Source organism: Candidatus Woesearchaeota archaeon (assembly GCA_016214075.1).
In the GTDB taxonomy this organism is placed as follows: domain Archaea; phylum Nanobdellota; class Nanobdellia; order Woesearchaeales; family DSVV01; genus JACRPI01.
This window is the reverse complement of sequence record JACRPI010000001.1, coordinates 1-18,562: the sequence shown is the minus strand read 5'-3', so window position 1 is coordinate 18,562 and position 18,562 is coordinate 1. Positions and strand designations below refer to the sequence as shown.

The window sequence follows — 18,562 nt, the reverse complement described above, 5'->3', positions numbered from 1 at the left end:
TGATCACTCACTCATCACTTCCCGTGCGCGTTGCATGCGCAACGCTAGATGTCAGTAAAAGCGCATACTACGATACAAAAAATAAAGAACCTGCTATGAATAAGGATGAAGCAATTTTAAATCAAATCAGAATCATAGCAAACGATTTTTCGAGGTACGGTTATCGTAGAATGACCAAAGAGCTTCAACGTAGTGCCATTGCGATAAATCATAAACGAGTGCACCGCATTATGAAAGAGCATTCATTGCTTGTGAAGCGAAAACGCTTCACTCCGATAACAACGCAATCAAACCACAATCTGCCACGATATGATAATCTCATAAAAGAGAAAATAATCATAAGGTCGAATGAAGTCTGGGTATCTGATATCACCTACATTCCAGTGCAAAATGAATTTGCATATTTGGCGTTGATAATGGATTTGTTCAGTCGCAAAATTGTGGGCTGGAACTTAAGCAGAAATGTGGATACAACACTAACTCTCACTGCTCTCAATATGGCAGTCAGATTGCGTGGAAAAAATAATATCGTTGGTTGTATCCACCACTCAGATCATGGAGTGCAATACCTCTCTGGAGCATATATGGATAGACTCCACGAACTTGGCATGTTGCCAAGCATGGGAGAAGTTGGAAATTCGTATGACAATGCTCATGCAGAGAGTTTGAACAAAACAATAAAATGGGAGGAGGTATGGATCAATGAATACAAAACATTTCAACAAGCATATGAAGCAATAGCAGAATTCATCAAAAAGTACAATGAGAAAAGATTGCACTCATCAATTGGATATGTACCGCCAAATGAGTTCGAACAACAAAAATTAAATAGGGGGAATAGTATCTTAACTTACTGTCCACGAAAAGGGGGTCAGTCCAATGTGTGTCTATCATAATTTAACTCTCAAATACGATATCAGTCACTTCAACTAGTCAATGATTTCTCCATCATTCATCACAAAGGATAGGTAGCCATCACCAAAAAGATTAGTGCCACTGCTATAACTTGAAAATTTAGCAGTGTAGGTAACAGAGTCTCCTTTCTTTAGCTTAAGCAAATTCTGGTATTGGTTATTATTAACATACACCGTAATGTCATATCCTGAACCACCTTGATGATTAATGTAGAGTCGTAAATTATCTAAAACACTTGCATCTATTTCATACACTGTACCAGTCCATTTCACATATTCATCATAATATTCTGTTGCAAATATATTCTCTTTTGATAAATCAGTATATCTTGAACTTGGTGAAAATATCGCCCATAAATCATCATACGTTTTATCAAGGTATTTTGTTTCTATTGTCTTTGCTTCTGTTGTTTTGATGGTAGTAGATGTTTCAACTTTTTCTGTTGTCTCAACAGTTTGTGTGTCTGTTGCTTGTATTCTCTCGCTAGCTTCTTCAGCAGTTGAAGACATTCCAAACCCCATAGCAACGAAAATAATAATAACAAGTATGAATTTAATTCCACCTGATATTTCAATATTAAATTTCTCTGCGATGAGCGTGTCAAAATAAGGTATGAGCATAGCTGCACAAAGAATAATTACAATACCCCAAAATGGTGATGTGATCATAACACCCATTCCTGTCATAATAAATAGGATTCCAAATATCCAACTCAATATATAAGAGATTCCTTTTCCAATATGACCAACCGTAATTTTTGTTTTTTCTTTTTCCATTTTTTCACCTACTCACAATCCCAAGCTTTGTAATATCCCACCGCTTCTGCAACATCTATACTACTGAAACATGTTCTATCCTCTCTTGCAATGCTTTCTACTCCAAAACAATCGCAGTAATACCATTGATTTGTACTTTTGTCTCCCACTGCAATGTGATTTTCATCACATCCTAAAGATTCACAAGAAGCGTATTCTGTTCTTTGTGGCTCTTCTTCCACATAATATTCTTCATCTATAAACGCAGAATAATCCTCATCTGCACTTACTGTATCACCAAACATTTCTGTATCTTCAACAAAAGAATCTTCTTCCAATAATTCTTCTGTTGGAATCGTTGCTTCCTGTTCAAGTATTTTTGTAGCTCCTCCAATCCAAGAGTAAAGGAAAAAATCCCTAAATGTCACATAATATGTTTTTGACTTCATAAGATTAAACTGTACAGCTTTTTTCTCATCCGAAGTGTAGAAACCGTTTGTGTCAGTTATCTTTCCAAAAGGCTCAAGAATATAGTTAAAGCCGAAGCCACCTGTGAATGCACTATCTTCTTCGCTGGTATTCTGTTCATTTATTATGGTAATTGTATAATAGTAGTATGGAAACTTGAATTCTCGTTTAAACCCAGAACTACCTATAAATGAATCACTTGCATTTGTTTGATTGAGTTCTGCAAGTGTTGTCTTTTCAATAAAGTATTTGTATCCATCTGCTTGCTCTGTTCGTATTGCACCTTTTAGCATTCCAGACTCTTCCAGTCCTTGTTCTACTGTTGTCAGAAACATTTGCTCTGAGGACTTTACTTCAACAGTTATATCAAATGTACCATCCCTATAAAGCTTCTGGTAAAAATTGACTGTACCGCAGCCTGTCAATAGTAAGGAAATAACGAGTATTAACAGTAAAATTGTTTGTTTCTTCATACACACCACTTCTTAGGAAACTTTGCTTTGCTGGCTTTTATATTTTTTGGTGTATATTTGGTGAAAAAGAGATATATATTCAGGTTGTATTTGGACATATGACAAATAACCTGAAATTAGTTTCTTGGGTATTGAGGGGGTCAGTCCAATTTAGTTTTTTACCAAAATAAAGTTTAGGGATTCTAAAGGACTGTAAGGCGATTCACAAAGCAGTAAAACTAATATTTACTCAACAGCAAAGAAAATACTCGCACCTACAAAAGTAAAAATGTCAGGGGGACCCATTGCCGCAGCAATGGGGTATTATTGATGTAAAAGAATAACCAAACAGAAATACGACTAAGATAGTTCATACTTCAATGAATAACAACGCAAAGCTAACTCAAATCCTTATGTGTCTTATACATAAACGCTAATTCTTTTTGGTGTTTTGCCATTGCTTTTGTCACAGTTGCGGAAACTTCTTCGCTCAATAAACACTGCTGTTTACGAAGGATCTTCACGACATTTTCATAAATCTTTTTCGCGATGCGCTCGCAATTTTTTTTAGGAAGCTGCGCAGAAAGACAAGAATGATAAATAGATGCATACAGTTTTTTTTCATTAAATGTTTCCTTTGTTCTGTTCATTTTAACGACAGTTATTTTTTTTGCCATGTTTTCACCCGAAGTTTATTGTTCCATTTGCGATAAGGATCAAAAGCCAGCCAAGCAAAATAAGGACAATCCCTATTGCAAGGCGCATATAATGTTTGTAACTATGCTTCCACATTTTGATATCATGAAGTTTCATGCCATAATAAACAAGGAATAAAATGACAATAAGGGGGGAAACAAAAATCAAATTATACAGTGCCAATAAAAACACCGCGAACATGCTAAAATTCTGTGATAAAATTAAAGTAATCGCAAGATAAGGACCGCCCGTGCAGGGAAGTTCAACGCCAGCAACGAATGCGCCAAGAATAATAAGAGAAGGAAATGTTATTTTTTTACTGAGTTCATGAATTCGTTTTGCGTGCTTAGGAGAAATTGCTAAGCTAAACCCTCTCCCATACCAAAAATAATCTTTAATCTCCAATAACCCTCCAGCAACAACAACAAGCGCAACGCTGATAGAAATATATTGCGCAACGATGAGTGGCACGCTGTGAAAAAAAAGAACAAGCCCAAGACCTGCAAGGAAATAGACAATATAAACAGATCCAATATAAGTTAATCCAAAGAGCAAAAGCTTTTGTTTGGATTTCCCCACAACAATAAGCGTGGAAATAAGTAAAATTAAAACTCCGATAGCGCACGGATTAATCGAATCAATGAGTGCAGTAAAGACGACAGTTCCAAACGTGGGTAAAAGTGCTTCAACAGTCATAGTTCATCACATTTTTTATTCAAACATAATTTTCAATCGATCGCCAGGAGGGACATCGGCGTACGGGCTAATAATGTAGGATGGAATCTCTTCTATTTCTTCCCATGTTTCAGCGTCTCCTTTCTGCACATAAAGATGCAGTGTGCCTTGTTTTTTGCCGCAGTAATCATCGTTCTGCCAATATTTCAAACTGCCATCTTCTTGAGGGATGCCAATGTATGTCTGTCCAAGCGTTCCGCCGATTGCGTTAAAAAATGCGCTAAGTGTGACATCATTCCAGGAAAAAACAGTTCCCTCAATATGCATGCGATAATCATTGTGATGATGGAGTAATGGTGTTCCTACTTTATTGGATGGAAATTGAGAAGAGGGAAGTATTTGTTGTTCTCCGCAGATCCAGATTTCAAAATCAGCGTGCCAATGCACAGGACCATTGGTTTCAGAGAAAATGTTGTAATAGAAAGTATGGGCAACGATATAGAGTGTGCTCACACTCACCAGAACAACAATGCTCCAGAAAACAACTTGTTTTGTCTTTTCACGCATTTTTTTCTTGAAGACTGCGTACAAAAGGAGGAATACAGTGAGAAGAGCAGTGTAAAAGAGAACGAGAAGAGGAGAAGGAAGTTGTTCAAGGAGTGTGGGTTCATGTCCATGAGCGAAAACAAGAGGAAGACCAAAAACAAAGAGCATCAATCCTGTAAAAAGGTTTTTTTGCAGTGTCATGTACGTTCTCAAGTAATTTTTGTATTTAAACGTATGTTTTTATTGCTATTACTAAAGGACAATAAAGGGAGCCCTCAAATCGTTATCTTTAAATATACAATCTCCCAGAAAAAGCGAAAAGGTGATGTTCATGAAAAAAATGCTTATTATTCTTGCGCTTCTTACAGTGAGTCTTCTCGCTGCGTGCCAAAGCCGCATCGTCAGTGATGATATTACTGGTGGTGTTGTAGGAGTAGCAGATTATGGGGCTGCGAAAGAAGAATATATGGGGGACGAACTTGTTATCGTCAAAGAATTCCATGTGGTCGCAGACAAGTCCATTTACAGACCAAAAATATTGGAAGTTGATAAGGGAGATTATGTAAGAATAATCTTTTATGCAAGTAATAGTAATCACGGCTTTGTCCTTCCAGCGTATGGTATTAATGAATTCCTTGAAGAAGACAATTATAAAACAGTAGAATTTGTTGCAGATCAAGCAGGTGAATTCACGTTCTTTTCGAATGTCTATTCTGGTCCAGGAACAAAAGATATGAAAGGAACATTAGTGGTGAATGAATAACTATTTTTTTTCATTTATTTTTTTAATACTTCTATTCGCTCAGCAAGACCTTGTATGACAACGCAATCTATTTTTTAGCAGTAACAAAAAACAAGAAGAAATAGACAAAAGAGAATCTAAAACAGCGAGATAGGAAAACTCTTTTCACAAACTTAATAAAAAGAGACCAATTGAAAAATCTTGGAGGGTGATGTTTATGGCAGAAAAGCATGAAAAAACAGAAACACCAGTTCAGGAAAAAGAAGCACCAAAGCAATTATTTGTTATCACAACAGAAAATATTTGGAAGATAACAACAGTAGTACTAGCAATTGTGGTCATCGGATTTATTGTCCAGAATTTTATGGGCACAGAAAGAGGAGATACTGCAGACACTGGAGACAGTGGCGATAGTGGAGATGCAGGAGATAGCGGAGACACAGCAGAAGTTATTGATGTTGAACTCTCAGACGCAGATCAAGTAAAAGGAGAAGAAGATGCTCCGGTGACGATTGTGGAATACAGCGATTTCCAATGTCCGTTCTGTAAACGATTTTATGAGCAGACACTTCCAAGCATTGAAGAAAAGTACATTGCAACAGGAAAAGTAAAACTAGTGTACAGACACTTCCCATTAAGTTTCCATCAGAATGCGCAGGTTGCAGCAGAAAGTGCAGAATGTGCTGGTGATCAGGACAAGTTCTGGGAAATGCATGATATGTTATTTGAAAATGGCTCAGGCGATGGGACAGGCTTAAGCAAAGAAGATATTCTTGGCTATGCAGAAACGCTTGAGTTAGACGTTACAGCATTTACAGAATGCCTTGATTCAGGCAAGTACACAGAGAAAGTTGCAGATGACATGACTATGGGCGCAAGTCAGGGAGTTTCAGGAACACCTGGATTTTTAGTCAACGGCGTATTAGTTGTTGGCGCGCAGCCATTTAGTGTTTTCGAAGCAGCAATCGAAGCAGCGCTTGCAGAATAGAGAGCTTTGAATAACTATTTTTGTGCGAATTCAAAGCGGTTCTATTAAAGACTTTGATAATCCACAAGAAAAGAATCAAAGTCTTCAATAATTTTTTTATTTTATTTTTTCTTATTTTTTTCTTTTGAAATGGCTGTACTTTTTTCTCCTCAGTTCATAACGTCGGCGTCCAATGCACTAATCGAGCAGCATTGATAACAACAAAAACAGATCCTACATTATGAATAACAGCGCCCATAGCAGGAGAGAGCATACCGCTTGCTGCAGCCCCTAAAGCAAGGACATTCCAAACAGCTGCTATCCATAAGTTTTGCTTAATGATTGTTAACGTCGATCTGCTGAGAAGAAGCGCTTCTGTCGCTTTGGTTAAATCTCCAGACATGACAACGATATCTGCTGTATGTTTGCTTACATCAGCAGCGCTGATTCCTGCTGCAATTGAAACATCAGCGACAGCTAATGCAGGTGCATCATTGACGCCATCCCCAATCATTCCAACAGTGTAGCCTTCTTTTTGTATTTCCTTAATTTTAGCAACTTTTTCATGCGGTAATAATTGAGCATAAGTTTCTTGAATTCCAACAGCTGTAGCGATATTTTGTGCAATTGCAGGAGCATCTCCTGTGAGCATTACTATTCTTGTAATGCCCGCTTTTCGCAAAATAGCAACAGTATTTTTTGCTTCCATTTTTGGAATATCGCTCATGGTAATAAATCCGACAACTTTTTTATTTATTGCAACCAGTGCTCCGGTTTGTCCTGAGAATTCAGCGTTATGAAGTAATTTTGTCGCAGCAAGAGGGATCTTAATTTTCAGATGTTCTAAAAGTTTTTGATTTCCAACAACTATGTTTTTATTCCCTATTTGAACGGAAACTCCTGTGCCGGGAAAGGAACGAAAATGAGCAGGACTTTGTAGAACCGTATCCCCTATTCCTCTTTTTTCTGCTTCTTTGATAATCGCCTTTGCAAATGGATGCTCTGACAAATGTTCGGCTTTCGCAGCGAGCATAAGGACATTTTTCTCAGTGTTTTTTGCAATAGTGTACACTTTTTTGACCTGTAATTTACCAATGGTCAACGTCCCGGTTTTGTCAAAAGCAATCGCATCCACTTTTGCAGCTTTCTCAAGTCGTGAACCGCCCCTCATGAGAAGCCCGCGCTTCGCTCCAGCGGCAACTCCTGCAATGATGGCAGTTGGTGTTGCAAGCACTAAGACGCAAGGACATGCAACGACCAAAACAGCAACTGCATTAACAACACTTCCTGTAATCAAGTAGGTTGCTGTTGCAAGGAGAAGAACTCCAGGAGTAACAAACCTTGCGTATTTGTCAGCAGTTCGTACAACAGAAGCTCGTTCTTCCAATGCAGAAAGTGCAATTTTTGCTATTGAGCCAAGAGCGGTTTTATCCCCAAATGCAGATGCTTTAATTGTTAGGGCACCTTCGGTAATAATTGTTCCAGCAAGTACTTTTTGTCCTTCTGTTTTTAAGAGAGGAAGAGACTCACCTGTTAACGCCGCTTCATCTACTAACGCTTTCCCTGATAGAATAATTCCATCAACAGGAATTCTTTCACCTGGACGAACAATAATAGTATCATGAACCACTAGCGTAGAGAGAGAAACGCGTTGTTCGTTGCCGTGTGCATAACGGGTTACGGTGTCTGGAAGCAGTGTGCCAAGCGCTTCGATGGCCGCTGTTGCGCGATGAGCAGTAAAATCTTCTAACACTTTACCAAATAACATCATAAATGCGACTAAGGCAGCAGAGACATATTCACCGATGATGAGAGAAGCGGCTAATGCTAACATTACCAATTCATCAACATTAAATTCACGTCTCAATAGTCCTTTTACCGCGCCAATAGCAATAACTCCTCCTCCAATAAACACGCCAGTAATAATAAGAATGTTTGTAAGAACCAAAGGTACTTGATTTGTGAAAGATAAACTCCAGCCAATGAGAGTAAATATTCCTGTAATAAGTGCGGCTATTCCCTCAGTTGATCGAAAAGAGCGGAGGAGAAGGGTTATTGTACTCTTATTCATGACTAAACCTCATTGTTTACAAAATAGCATTTTTTTTCTCTCATCTGTTTGAGTAGCGTAACTCTTATTAATTCTTTGTGATTATTAAAGCAGCTCGAGCACAAACTATATCAAAAAACTTCTTTTACTCGCTTTTTGGAATAGTTTGTTCACTTCGTTCGCAAACTATATAAAACCTCAACGCATCACGATTTCCATGACAGTAACAGAAACAGTACAAAAGAGTAAATGGAAAATAATCATCGCCCTTTTTCTCATCATTGCGGGAGTCACTTGGTTTGTGACAAGACCAACATATGATGATGTCTACACCGCAAAGCCAATCAAGGGAAATACTGATGCGATGGTAAGAATTGTTGAGTTCTCTGACTTTCAATGTCCCGCGTGTGGCGCAGCAGCACCAACAGTGAAAAAAATTATGGAAGTGTATGGAGACAGAGTGAGTTTAGAATATAAGCATTTTCCGTTAACTTCCATTCATGCGTTCGCGTTTAACGCAGCAGAAGCAAGTGAGTGCGCAAATGATCAAGGAAAGTTCTGGGAAATGCATGACATCATGTTTGAGAAACAGGATGAACTATCAATAAGTTCATTGAAGGACTATGCAGAACAAATTGGCTTGGACACAGAAAAATTCAACAACTGTTTAGACAGCAATGCGAAGGCAAAATATGTTACCGCAGATTTCAATGAGGGGATTGGTAAAGGAGTAGATTCAACACCTTCTTTCTTTGTCAACGGAAAAAAAATAGAATCTTGGAAGTATGAAATATTTGCTGCGGCATTAGACGCAGCGCTTGCAGAAGCAGGAGCAGCGGAAAGTGTTGAAGAAACAGAGACAACAGATTCTGTAAATCCTTCTGAAGAAGCAACTGAAACAGTGAATGAAGAAGAAACAGCTGGAGCAGAGGAAGCAATAGCAGAGTAAAATGGTCTACGTCCACAATATTGATCCAGTTCTCTTTGATCTTGGCTTTCTTCAAATCCGCTACTATGGTCTCGTCTATGTTCTTGGTTTTTGTATTGCGTATGGACTTCTAACGTATTTCATAAGAAAGAAACAAATCGCGTTGACAGAAGACGAGCGCGATACATTTCTCTTGTATGCGGCGCTCGGCGTTCTTATTGGATCGCGAGTCTTCTATTTCCTCTTCTACAATTTTAGTACAGTTCTAGAAAATCCGTTGCAATTTTTCAAAATTTGGGAAGGGGGTATGAGTTTTCATGGCGGCTTAATTGGAGTCCTCACAGGAGGGTATATTTTTTGCAAACAATACAAGAAAGACTTCTATGAAATGGCGGATATAGTAGTTATTCCAACAGTAATTGGTTTAGGGTTGGGAAGAATCGCGAACTTCATCAATGGAGAGCTCTACGGCAGGCCAACGTCACTTCCGTGGGCAGTGGATTTTGGCGATGGCATTCCACGGCATCCGTCACAGCTCTACGAGTCAGCAAAAAACTTCATTATTTTTGGCATGCTCTGGATGTTGAAAGACAAAAACCTCAAAAAAGGCACGCTATTCTGGACATTTATCACGTTCTATGGCGCGTTCCGCTTCACAATTGAGTTTGTGCGCCAGCCAGATCCGCAGCTGGGCTTTGTGCTCTTTAATGTCCTCACAATGGGTCAAATGCTGACAGGAATCATGGCGATCACAGGCACGCTTATTCTCGTAAAATGGTATATTTGGGAAAAAAGACCTTAAATTTTATAAATGACCTTATAGTTTTGTGCAATATGAATAAAGTTATGGCTGCGGTAGATGGTCTTACAGCACGATTAGGAAGAGCTCCCAGAATATTGCTTGTTGATGATGAAGAAGACATAACGGAAATGTTTGAAAGAGCATTTGCAGTGGTGGGATATAAAGCAGTAAGAGAAAAATGCACAAATGCTGCAGGAGCACGAGTTCTAACAGCGCGAGAAGCATATGATGTAATTGTGTCAGATTTTAACAACAAAGGGGCATCAGGAGACCATGAAGGAGGAATGACTCTATATAGAAAATTGCAAAGAGAAAGAGTAGTACCTCCATTGTATGTTGTTATCAGTGGTCAAGATAATTTAACAATCCCACGAGAAGTTCCATTTATGAGAAAACCAATTGGATTGTACGATCTTACACACCGAGTCACCACCGAACTCAGAGGAAGACTTGCTCCTGTAGCAGGCTACACCTCGCAACCAGCAGAAGCAAAATAAACAATTAATTCTATCTACTTCTTCTCATATTTATCATATCCTTGTTGATCGATCTCAAGTGCTAAGTCACGTCCACCACTCTTCACAATACGACCATCAACAACAATATGGACAAAATCAATTTTGTTCAAATACTGTAAAATCCGATTATAATGCGTAATAATCAAGAATCCTCTATCAGGACTCAATAACTTGTTAATCCCTGCAGTAATAATTTTGAGCGCATCAACGTCTGTGCCAGAATCAATTTCATCAAGGATGCAGTACTTTGGTTCAAGTAATGCCATCTGTAAAATTTCGCATCTTTTTTTCTCGCCACCAGAAAATCCTTCATTCAAATATCGTCGTGCAAACAGTGGATCCATCTCGAGTTCTTTCATTTTCTCTTTCAAAATCTTCTGAAATTCAGGGATCGCGATTTTCTGTCCTTTAATTGCGCCAGTTGCAAGACGCAAAAAGTTCGCGACAGTGACACCAGGAATCTCTTCAGGATACTGAAATCCTAAGAACAATCCTTTTTTCGCGCGCTGGTCAGGAAGAAGAGCAAGTAAATCATCGCCATCAATAGTCACGCTCCCGCCATCAACAGTATACTTGGGACTGCCCATCAACGTATACGAGAGCGTGCTTTTTCCAGAACCGTTTGGTCCCATAAGCACGTGCACTTCTCCTTTTTTTACGGTAAGACTCAATCCTTTGAGAATCTTTTTGTCTGCGATAGATGTCTGTAAATCCATAATTACTAATCCTTGTTTCGTCATTTATACCACCTAAATTTCCGAGAGGGAAATACCTTGCGCGTCTTTTCCTTCATGTTTGAGGATACTTCGTTGCAAAACCCGCAAGCCGAGCATTGCGCATTTAATGCGGAGCGGCGCGACATCAATCTCCAACAGCGCAAGCACGTTTTGTTTTTCCATTTTCATAATTTCTTGAAATGATTTTCCTTTGAGTTCATCAGTGAGCATAGAGATCGAAGCCTGCGAAATTGCGCAGCCGTGACCATCAAATTTAATGTCCTGTATTCTCTGTTCAGCGTCAAGCGTTGCGGTGATTTCAATCTCATCGCCGCAAGATGGATTCTTCTCTTTATTCTGAAGAGCAGGATGTGCAACTTTTCCTTTGTTATGGGGATTTTTGTAGTGATCCAAAATAATTTCCATAGAATAGGTGTCAAACGTCATCAGCCAAACACCTTTCGTACTTTATCTAATGCAGCAACAAGCGCGTCAATTTCTTCTTTGGTTGTATACACATACGCGCTCAAGCGAACAGTTGCGGGAACGCCCATAGAGTCAAGCAAAGGCTGTGCGCAGTGATGACCAGCGCGAACAGCAATTCCCTCCTGATCTAAAATAGAGATCACATCATGTGCGTGAATGTTGCCAAGTGTAAAAGAAACAACAGCGCCACGTTTTCCTTTCGCAAACGCAGGAGCGTAAACAGTAACATCTTTTTGTTTTTTGAGTTGTGCAAGTGCGTATGCGGCAAGTTCTTGTTCCTGTTGCCAGACATTTTCCATGCCGAGTTTTTCAAGATACGTGAGCGCCGCGCTAAAGCCAACTGCGCCAGCAATGTGGGGTGTTCCTGCTTCAAATTTCCAAGGAAGATCCCCAAAGCTTGTTTCCTGTTCAGTAACACTGCCCACCATGCCACCGCCAAAAAGGAAAGGGGGCATTTTCTCGAGCAGTGCACGCTTGCCGTACAAAACACCAATGCCTGTTGGTCCAAGCATTTTGTGGCTGGAAAAGCTGAGAAAATCACAATCAAGATCTTGTACATCAACAGGCATGTGCGGCACGCTTTGTGCGCCATCAACACTCAATAATGTATGTCCACCATCTTCAGTTTTATTTGCGTGCACAAGTGCCGCAATGTGTTTCACATCATTCACTGTTCCAAGAACATTGGACATATGCGTCACACTTACAATTTTTGTCTTTTTTGTGAGAAGTGTGTGAAGATGTTCGAGATCAATGGCACTATCAGAAGTAATCTCTACAATTTTCAACACAAGCCCATGCTGTTTTGCGCATTGCTGCCAAGGCACAAAATTACTGTGATGTTCTTTTCTGCTGACAATAATCTCATCGCCTTTCTTAAAGGTTTTTGTAAGACTGTACGCAAGAAGATTGAGTGATTCAGTGGTATTTTTTGTAAAAATAATTTCTCTCCATGATGCTGCGTTGATAAACTGTGCAGTGTGTTTGTGCGCTTCTTCATACGCAGTCGTCGCTTCTTCACCCAGTTGGTGAATCCCGCGGTGGATATTTGCGTGGCTTGTGCTATAATAATGCGAAATAGCGTCAATGACTTGTTGCGGTTTTTGAGAAGACGCGGCGCTGTCTAAATACACAAGCGGTTTTCCATGAACTTTCCGTTGTAAAATAGGAAAGTCTTTTCTGATTTTTTCAACATTAAGCATAACTTTGTTCACCTGATTCTTCACTTTGTTCAAGAAGTTGTTCTTCCTCCTCAAGTTGCGATTCCATATGCAATTTTTTTCTGATAAGTGCCATAACTTTTTGTTCAATCTGTTTGTCAGGAATAAGTTTCGCAAGCTGTGCAAAATATCCTTCCACAATTTTCATCCGTGCGTGTTGTTCATCAAACCCTCTACTCATCAAATAAAACAATTTGTCTTTGTTAATTTGTCCAACAGAAGATTCATGTGTTGCGCGAACATCAAAATTATCAATCTCCATGCTCGGAATTGCGTTTGCTTGGCTGTCTTTGTTCATAAGCAATGTTTTAATTTTTTGATTGCCGCAAGAGCCAAAAGAAGGAGGCGCGATTTTAATCAACCCACGGCACATTGCTCGAGAGTGATCTGCGACAACACCAACAGTGTTCATGTCTGCGAAGGTGTGTTTTCCAATTTGAATGGTTCTTGAGATAATGTCAAATTTCTGCGTACCTTCTCCAAAAAAAACAGTAGTGTTTGTAGAAGAAGCGCCGTCTTCACGCAATGTTGCAGCTGCAGTTGCTCGCGTGTATGCGCTGCCAAAATGCGCTTCAATCCAATCCATGCGTCCATCTTTCGCGACAGTTGCTTCTTTGTGTGCATACCCTTGAATTGTTTCAGAATATTCTTGAAGGGTAACATGAGTAATGTGCGCTCCTTCCTGAACGTTTGCTTCGACAAGCGTGCTTGCGTAGCCTTGGAGAGATGCGTCGGAAGATTCTTCTTGAATAATCGTCAGTTTGCTTAAGGGTTCTGCGACGATGAGAAGATGATAAAGTGCAGTCATTCCAGCAGCGTGTTTGACAATATGTAATGGTCCAGTTGCTTCAACACCTTTTGGAACATACACAAATAACACATCCTGAACATGAGCATAATGGAGTGCATGGTACGCAGAGTCAGGAGCAATAATGCTTCCAAAATATTTTTGAAAAAGCTGCGCATAGGTGGAATATTGAAGAACTAAAGGAAGCGGAAGACAAATAATCTCTTTTGGGCAGTGGAGTATTTTCTCAGTGCCTAAAGTCTGAATTGAAAGTCCGGTAAGGGAAATATGTCCAATGGCTTTTTTATCTCGTGCGGGTTCTCCAAACTCTTTGGATAAGAGCAGTGCAGCAGCTCGCTTTTCCTGTAGCCATGCTGGTTCTTGTCGCTGTTGTCCTGTCATTGTTCCACCAAAGAGAAAAATCAAATGATTGTTCTTAACCAACACCTTCAATTTCTAATTCAATTAATCGGTTTAATTCAACAGCGTATTCAAGAGGAAGTTGTTTGACAATCGGTTCGATAAATCCGCTAACCACAAGTTTCACTGCTTCTTCTTCAGAAAGCCCACGACTCATGAGATAAAACAATTTTTCTTCGCTGATTCTTCCAGTAGTTGCTTCGTGCGCAATATCGACATTTTGTTCATTAATTTCCATGTGTGGGGTGGTATTGGAAACAGAATCTTTATCTAAAATAAGTGCGTCGCAAAGCACGTGCGCTTTTGCGTCAGTTGCTCCTTTGGTAATCTTCAAAAATCCGCGATAGGTTGTAATACCACCATCTTTGCTGATACTCTTTGCTTTGATTGTGCAACTGGTTTCAGGAGCGAGATGAATGACTTTTGCGCCAGTGTCTTGATCTTGTCCTTTGCCTGCGAATGCGATGCTGATATGATCTGCTCGCGCTCTTCGTCCTTTCAAAATACTGCACGGATAAAGCATCGTGACGCAGCTGCCCATATTCCCTCCTATCCATTCCATAAATCCATCTTCTTCAACAATAGCGCGCTTCGTGTTTAGGTTGTAGGTATTTTTACTCCAGTTTTCCACGCTGCTGTATCGTGCGCGCGCTCCTTTTTTGACATACACTTCAACGCAGCCTGCGTGCAAACTGTTTGCGGTGTATTGCGGGGCGGAACAGCCTTCAATATACAGAACTTCGGCGCCTTCATCAACAATGATAAGGGTGTGTTCAAATTGTCCAGCGCCTTTGGTGTTCATTCTAAAATATGCTTGAAGCGGAAGTTGAATTTTGACTCCTTTCGGAACATAAATGAAAGTGCCGCCGCTCCAGACAGCGCCGTGAAGCGCGGCGAATTTGTGGTCAGTGATAGGAACGCATTTAGTCATAAAGTATTCTTTGACCAAGTCCGGATACTGTTGGAGTGCAACGTCCATGTTCTCAAAAATAACGCCGAGTTTTGACCACTCCTCTTTAAGATTGTGATAGACCATTTCGGAGTCATACTGACTTCCTGCGCCAGCGAGAAGTGTTCGTTCTGCTTCAGGAATACCGAGCCGTTCAAATGTTCTGCGAATGTCTGCGGGAACATCTTCCCAGTTTTTGCTTTCTTTTGCGTCAGGTTTTGCGAAATAAGTAATTTCATTGAGTTTGAGTTTGTCGAGGTTTGGTCCCCATTTGGGGATAGGCATACTGTGAAATACTTTGAGTGCTTTCAAGCGAAGATCAAGCATCCATTGGGGCTCTTTTTTGTCAGAAGAAATTAAGCGAACAACATCTTCTGTCACGCCAGGAGTTGATTGAATGACATTTCGTTCTTCGTTCGCGCTGTCAAGAATCTCTCGAGTGAGTGTTGACTCTGCAAAAAGTCCTTTTTGATCGTGTTCTGTTTTCTGTACTTCTGTAGGAGCCATGTGTTCACCAATCTAATGTGTGTATGTTTAGGAGCAGGCTTTGTAGCAGTTGCCGCAGCTCTTTCCTTTATGTTCGTGCATTAATGAAAATAAACCACCTTTCTGTTCTTTGCTGAAGAAAGGAGAGGCAGTGTTGATCGCGTAAATGTGTTCTTTTCCTTGTTTGCTCATAGTGACGAGTTTGCAGTTTCTGAGCATTTCAAGAGAGTGCGAGACCCGTGTTCGTTCAACACCAAGCTTCTCTGTCATCTCGGTGACATTCATAGGTTTCTCTTCTAAAAGCTTCAAAATCTGGACACGGAGTTCATTTGCCAGTGTTTCAAAACAAAGAGATACATCGTGGGAGTCCATAGGTGAAAAGGACGTCACATATCTTTATAAAGGTTGTGGAAGAATGACCGCCTGCTTCAGCAATAAAAATATAAACCATCCTACTCTCTCTCCTTTCATGTCACTCCAATTCTACAACACAGTAACAAGAAGCAAGCAAGTATTCAAGCCATTGAGAGACAACGTGGTCAAAATGTACAATTGCGGACCAACAGTCTACAATTTCGCGCATATTGGAAATTTTCGTGCCTATGTGTGTTCAGACATTCTCAAGCGATACCTCATCTACAAAGGGTTCAAAGTCCATCAAGTGATGAACATTACAGATGTCGAAGACAAAATCATAAGAGACTCTCAAAAAGAGGGTGTAGGATTAAAAGAATTCACAGAAAAATATACACAAGCGTTCTTCGAAGATTGTGAAACCCTCAATATCAGCAAGCCAGAGCATTTTCCAAAAGCAACAGAGCATATCAATGAAATGGTTGCGTTAATCCAAACACTTCTCAAGAAAGAAATTGCCTACAAGACAGAAGATGGCATCTATTTCAATATCAGAAAATTCCAACACTACGGCAAACTCTCCAGAATCAATGTCGAGCAAACGCAGACAGGAAAACGAGTGAAAGGGGATGAATACGATAAAGAAAATATTCAAGACTTTGCGTTGTGGAAATTTTGGGATGAAAAAGATGGCAACATTTTCTGGGAAACAGAGATTGGAAAGGGTCGTCCAGGATGGCACATTGAGTGCAGTGCAATGTCAATGAAATGGCTTGGAGAACAAATTGATATCCATACAGGAGGAATAGATCTTATTTTCCCGCATCATGAGAATGAGATTGCGCAGAGCGAAGCGTGCACAGGAAAAGAGTTTGTCAAATATTGGCTCCACAACGACTACATTCTTGTGGATGGAAAAAAGATGAGCAAATCGTTGGGTAATTTTTACACATTGAGAGATCTCCTCAATAAAAGATACAAACCACGAGCAATTCGCTATCTCCTTTTATCGAGCAATTACCGTCAGCAGTTAAATTTCACCATGCAGGGGATAGACGCGGCAGCGAGTGCAGTGCAAAGATATCAGGAATTCTCTGATGCGATGAAAGCGATCGCGCAAGAAAGCGAAGAGAATAAAGATGTTGATGTGCTTATTGCAGACGCAGAAGAAAAATTCACAGAAGCGCTGGATGACGATTTGGAAATTTCGAGAGCGCTTGCAGCAGTGTTTGATTTTATCCATGAAGTAAATAAAAAGAATGAGAACAAAGAGTTAGGAAAAGCAGATGCGAAGAAGATAGTGACGTTCATAGAATCTGTTGATAGTGTTCTTGGATTGTTAAGCGAAGAAGAAAAGATTCCAGCAGATGTCCTCTATCTTGCACAGCAGAGAGACGCAGCACGAAAAGCGAAGAATTGGGCAGAAAGCGACAAACTTCGCGATGCGATTGCTGCGAAAGGATATCGCATCGCAGATACAAAGGATGGATTTGTCGTGAAGAAGGTATAACTCTTTTATTCTCAATCATCTTTAAAAAGACAAACCTATTATCATCATAAATATCACACTTATGAGTCTCACAACAAACTTTGGTGCAGTTGCGCAGATATATGATGACGCAAGACCGCACTACTCAGACTCCCTTATTGATTATGTCGCTTCTTTTTGTCAGGGAAAAAGTGTTCTTGATATGGGTTGTGGGACAGGCATTGCGACAAGACAATTAGCAGAAAGAGCTGTTCATGTTGTTGGCTGTGATGGTGATCCAAGAATGATTGCTGTTGCACGCTCTTATGAGCAACCTGCTATTAACTATGTTGTTGGTCTTGCAGATAATCTGCTATTTGCGGATCATGAGTTTGATGTGGTCACTGCGTTTAGCGCATTTCATTGGTTTACTGATAGGGCGTCTATAGATGGTATCAAGCGTGTTCTCAAAAAAGATGGTTTATTTATTGTGACTCATGGTGTTAAGGACCACATAGAGTCTGATTATTTCAAGAAGTATGCAGAAGAAGTAATAACAAATAGATTGTCAAAAAAAGAGAAACTAGATGTTGGCGAAACATTTAGAGCAAGTGGATTAGAAATAATTACCAAAGAAGAATTTCAATATGAGTTGCAATATTCTGTTGATAAGTATCTTTTGTATATGCAGTCGCGAAGTTACTGGAATGATGTTGCTGAGGATCAAAGACAAATGGTGTTAGATCATGTAAGAGGGCGCTTTAACGAAAGATATCCAGATGACAAAGTCCCTGTTCCAAGGCATTATAGTGTTGTTGTTGGAAAATCACGCTAAATGTTTCACGCAATTCAGCACATGCACAGTATGTTTTTTATCGTCAGAGATTTCTAAGATAGTTACGGCAGTATTTTTTGGATGATGTTCTTTATACTCATCCGTTGACTTTTCAAACAGATGAAGTAAAAAATAAGTCAGTGAGCCCCCATGCCCCACAATGAGAACAGTATCATGAAGATGTTTTTTAAGAGCCTATCCCGAAAGGAATAAATAGTAGCTTTCTCATTGAATAGATATTAGGGAATGGGTCACGTGAGAATGAGAAGAGGTGACCCGATGGGATTAGTTGTTAGAGATGATGGTTGGAGAATTCCGGATGAACTT

20 protein-coding genes and 1 pseudogene are annotated in these 18,562 nt (G+C 39.8%); 8 read left to right on the top strand and 13 right to left on the bottom strand.

The window, feature by feature from the left end:
* The coding region (locus tag HZC31_00105) for an IS3 family transposase (GenBank protein MBI5001766.1) at positions 1-896 on the top strand (896 nt) is incomplete at its 5' end.
* A gap of 33 nt (positions 897-929) precedes the next feature.
* On the opposite strand, the gene HZC31_00100 is transcribed toward HZC31_00105, so the two are convergent.
* The 5 genes from HZC31_00100 to HZC31_00080 all read right to left on the bottom strand — a co-directional run bounded on the left by HZC31_00100 (position 930) and on the right by HZC31_00080 (position 4,708).
* Positions 930-1,691, bottom strand: a complete 762-nt coding sequence (locus HZC31_00100; GenBank protein MBI5001765.1) for a hypothetical protein — start codon at positions 1,689-1,691, stop codon at positions 930-932.
* Positions 1,692-1,699: 8 nt separating this feature from the next.
* Positions 1,700-2,611 carry a hypothetical protein gene (locus HZC31_00095; protein ID MBI5001764.1) on the bottom strand — a complete coding sequence of 304 codons (912 nt, stop codon included), beginning with the start codon at positions 2,609-2,611 and terminating at the stop codon, positions 1,700-1,702.
* Between the two features lie 377 nt (positions 2,612-2,988).
* Complete coding sequence (locus HZC31_00090; protein MBI5001763.1) at positions 2,989-3,267, bottom strand: hypothetical protein; 279 nt, start codon at positions 3,265-3,267, stop codon at positions 2,989-2,991.
* Between the two features lie 4 nt (positions 3,268-3,271).
* The gene (locus HZC31_00085) at positions 3,272-3,982 is read right to left on the bottom strand and encodes a hypothetical protein (GenBank protein MBI5001762.1); all 711 of its coding nucleotides are present in this window, start codon (positions 3,980-3,982) and stop codon (positions 3,272-3,274) included.
* A gap of 15 nt (positions 3,983-3,997) precedes the next feature.
* Complete coding sequence (locus HZC31_00080) at positions 3,998-4,708, bottom strand: hypothetical protein (GenBank protein ID MBI5001761.1); 711 nt, start codon at positions 4,706-4,708, stop codon at positions 3,998-4,000.
* A 130-nt stretch (positions 4,709-4,838) separates the two neighbouring features.
* Here HZC31_00080 and HZC31_00075 point away from each other — a divergent pair, with 130 nt between their 5' ends.
* Positions 4,839-5,270 (top strand): cupredoxin domain-containing protein, encoded by a 432-nt coding sequence (locus HZC31_00075; protein ID MBI5001760.1) that lies wholly within the window; start codon positions 4,839-4,841, stop codon positions 5,268-5,270.
* A 196-nt stretch (positions 5,271-5,466) separates the two neighbouring features.
* A complete protein-coding gene (locus HZC31_00070; protein MBI5001759.1) occupies positions 5,467-6,237 on the top strand; it encodes a DsbA family protein in 771 nt (256 codons plus the stop codon).
* 154 nt (positions 6,238-6,391) lie between these two features.
* Here HZC31_00070 and HZC31_00065 read toward each other — a convergent pair whose 3' ends face one another.
* Positions 6,392-8,287 (bottom strand): cation-translocating P-type ATPase, encoded by a 1,896-nt coding sequence (locus HZC31_00065; protein MBI5001758.1) that lies wholly within the window; start codon positions 8,285-8,287, stop codon positions 6,392-6,394.
* Positions 8,288-8,483: 196 nt separating this feature from the next.
* Here HZC31_00065 and HZC31_00060 point away from each other — a divergent pair, with 196 nt between their 5' ends.
* Genes HZC31_00060 through HZC31_00050 form a run of 3 tightly spaced genes read left to right on the top strand, consistent with a single transcriptional unit; the run spans position 8,484 to position 10,493 of the window.
* On the top strand, positions 8,484-9,215 hold the full coding sequence (locus HZC31_00060) for a DsbA family protein (protein MBI5001757.1): 732 nt from the start codon (positions 8,484-8,486) through the stop codon (positions 9,213-9,215).
* 1 nt (position 9,216) lies between these two features.
* Positions 9,217-9,996, top strand: coding sequence for a prolipoprotein diacylglyceryl transferase (locus HZC31_00055; protein MBI5001756.1), 780 nt, complete (start codon positions 9,217-9,219; stop codon positions 9,994-9,996).
* Positions 9,997-10,028: 32 nt separating this feature from the next.
* A complete protein-coding gene (locus tag HZC31_00050) occupies positions 10,029-10,493 on the top strand; it encodes a response regulator (GenBank protein ID MBI5001755.1) in 465 nt (154 codons plus the stop codon).
* A 14-nt stretch (positions 10,494-10,507) separates the two neighbouring features.
* Here HZC31_00050 and sufC read toward each other — a convergent pair whose 3' ends face one another.
* The 6 genes from sufC to HZC31_00020 are packed head-to-tail and all read right to left on the bottom strand — an operon-like array spanning position 10,508 to position 15,950.
* Positions 10,508-11,254 carry a Fe-S cluster assembly ATPase SufC gene (gene sufC / locus HZC31_00045; protein MBI5001754.1) on the bottom strand — a complete coding sequence of 249 codons (747 nt, stop codon included), beginning with the start codon at positions 11,252-11,254 and terminating at the stop codon, positions 10,508-10,510.
* A 9-nt stretch (positions 11,255-11,263) separates the two neighbouring features.
* Positions 11,264-11,677, bottom strand: coding sequence for an SUF system NifU family Fe-S cluster assembly protein (locus HZC31_00040; GenBank protein MBI5001753.1), 414 nt, complete (start codon positions 11,675-11,677; stop codon positions 11,264-11,266).
* Entirely contained in the window at positions 11,677-12,918 is a 1,242-nt protein-coding gene (locus tag HZC31_00035) for a cysteine desulfurase (protein MBI5001752.1), read from the bottom strand. The genes HZC31_00040 and HZC31_00035 overlap by 1 nt, the downstream gene beginning before the upstream one ends.
* Positions 12,911-14,125, bottom strand: a complete 1,215-nt coding sequence (locus HZC31_00030) for a SufD family Fe-S cluster assembly protein (GenBank protein MBI5001751.1) — start codon at positions 14,123-14,125, stop codon at positions 12,911-12,913. Before HZC31_00030 ends, HZC31_00035 begins: the two co-directional genes overlap by 8 nt.
* A 34-nt stretch (positions 14,126-14,159) precedes the next feature.
* The gene (sufB, locus tag HZC31_00025) at positions 14,160-15,599 is read right to left on the bottom strand and encodes a Fe-S cluster assembly protein SufB (protein ID MBI5001750.1); all 1,440 of its coding nucleotides are present in this window, start codon (positions 15,597-15,599) and stop codon (positions 14,160-14,162) included.
* 27 nt (positions 15,600-15,626) lie between these two features.
* Positions 15,627-15,950, bottom strand: coding sequence for a winged helix-turn-helix transcriptional regulator (locus HZC31_00020; GenBank protein ID MBI5001749.1), 324 nt, complete (start codon positions 15,948-15,950; stop codon positions 15,627-15,629).
* 97 nt (positions 15,951-16,047) lie between these two features.
* Here HZC31_00020 and HZC31_00015 point away from each other — a divergent pair, with 97 nt between their 5' ends.
* Entirely contained in the window at positions 16,048-17,442 is a 1,395-nt protein-coding gene (locus HZC31_00015) for a cysteine--tRNA ligase (protein MBI5001748.1), read from the top strand.
* 61 nt (positions 17,443-17,503) lie between these two features.
* Positions 17,504-18,235 (top strand): class I SAM-dependent methyltransferase, encoded by a 732-nt coding sequence (locus tag HZC31_00010; protein ID MBI5001747.1) that lies wholly within the window; start codon positions 17,504-17,506, stop codon positions 18,233-18,235.
* On the opposite strand, the pseudogene HZC31_00005 reads toward HZC31_00010, so the two are convergent.
* Positions 18,227-18,424: pseudogene (locus HZC31_00005) on the bottom strand (histidine phosphatase family protein). The gene HZC31_00010 and the pseudogene HZC31_00005 sit on opposite strands and share 9 nt — an antisense overlap.
* Between the last annotated feature and the right edge of the window lie 138 nt (positions 18,425-18,562).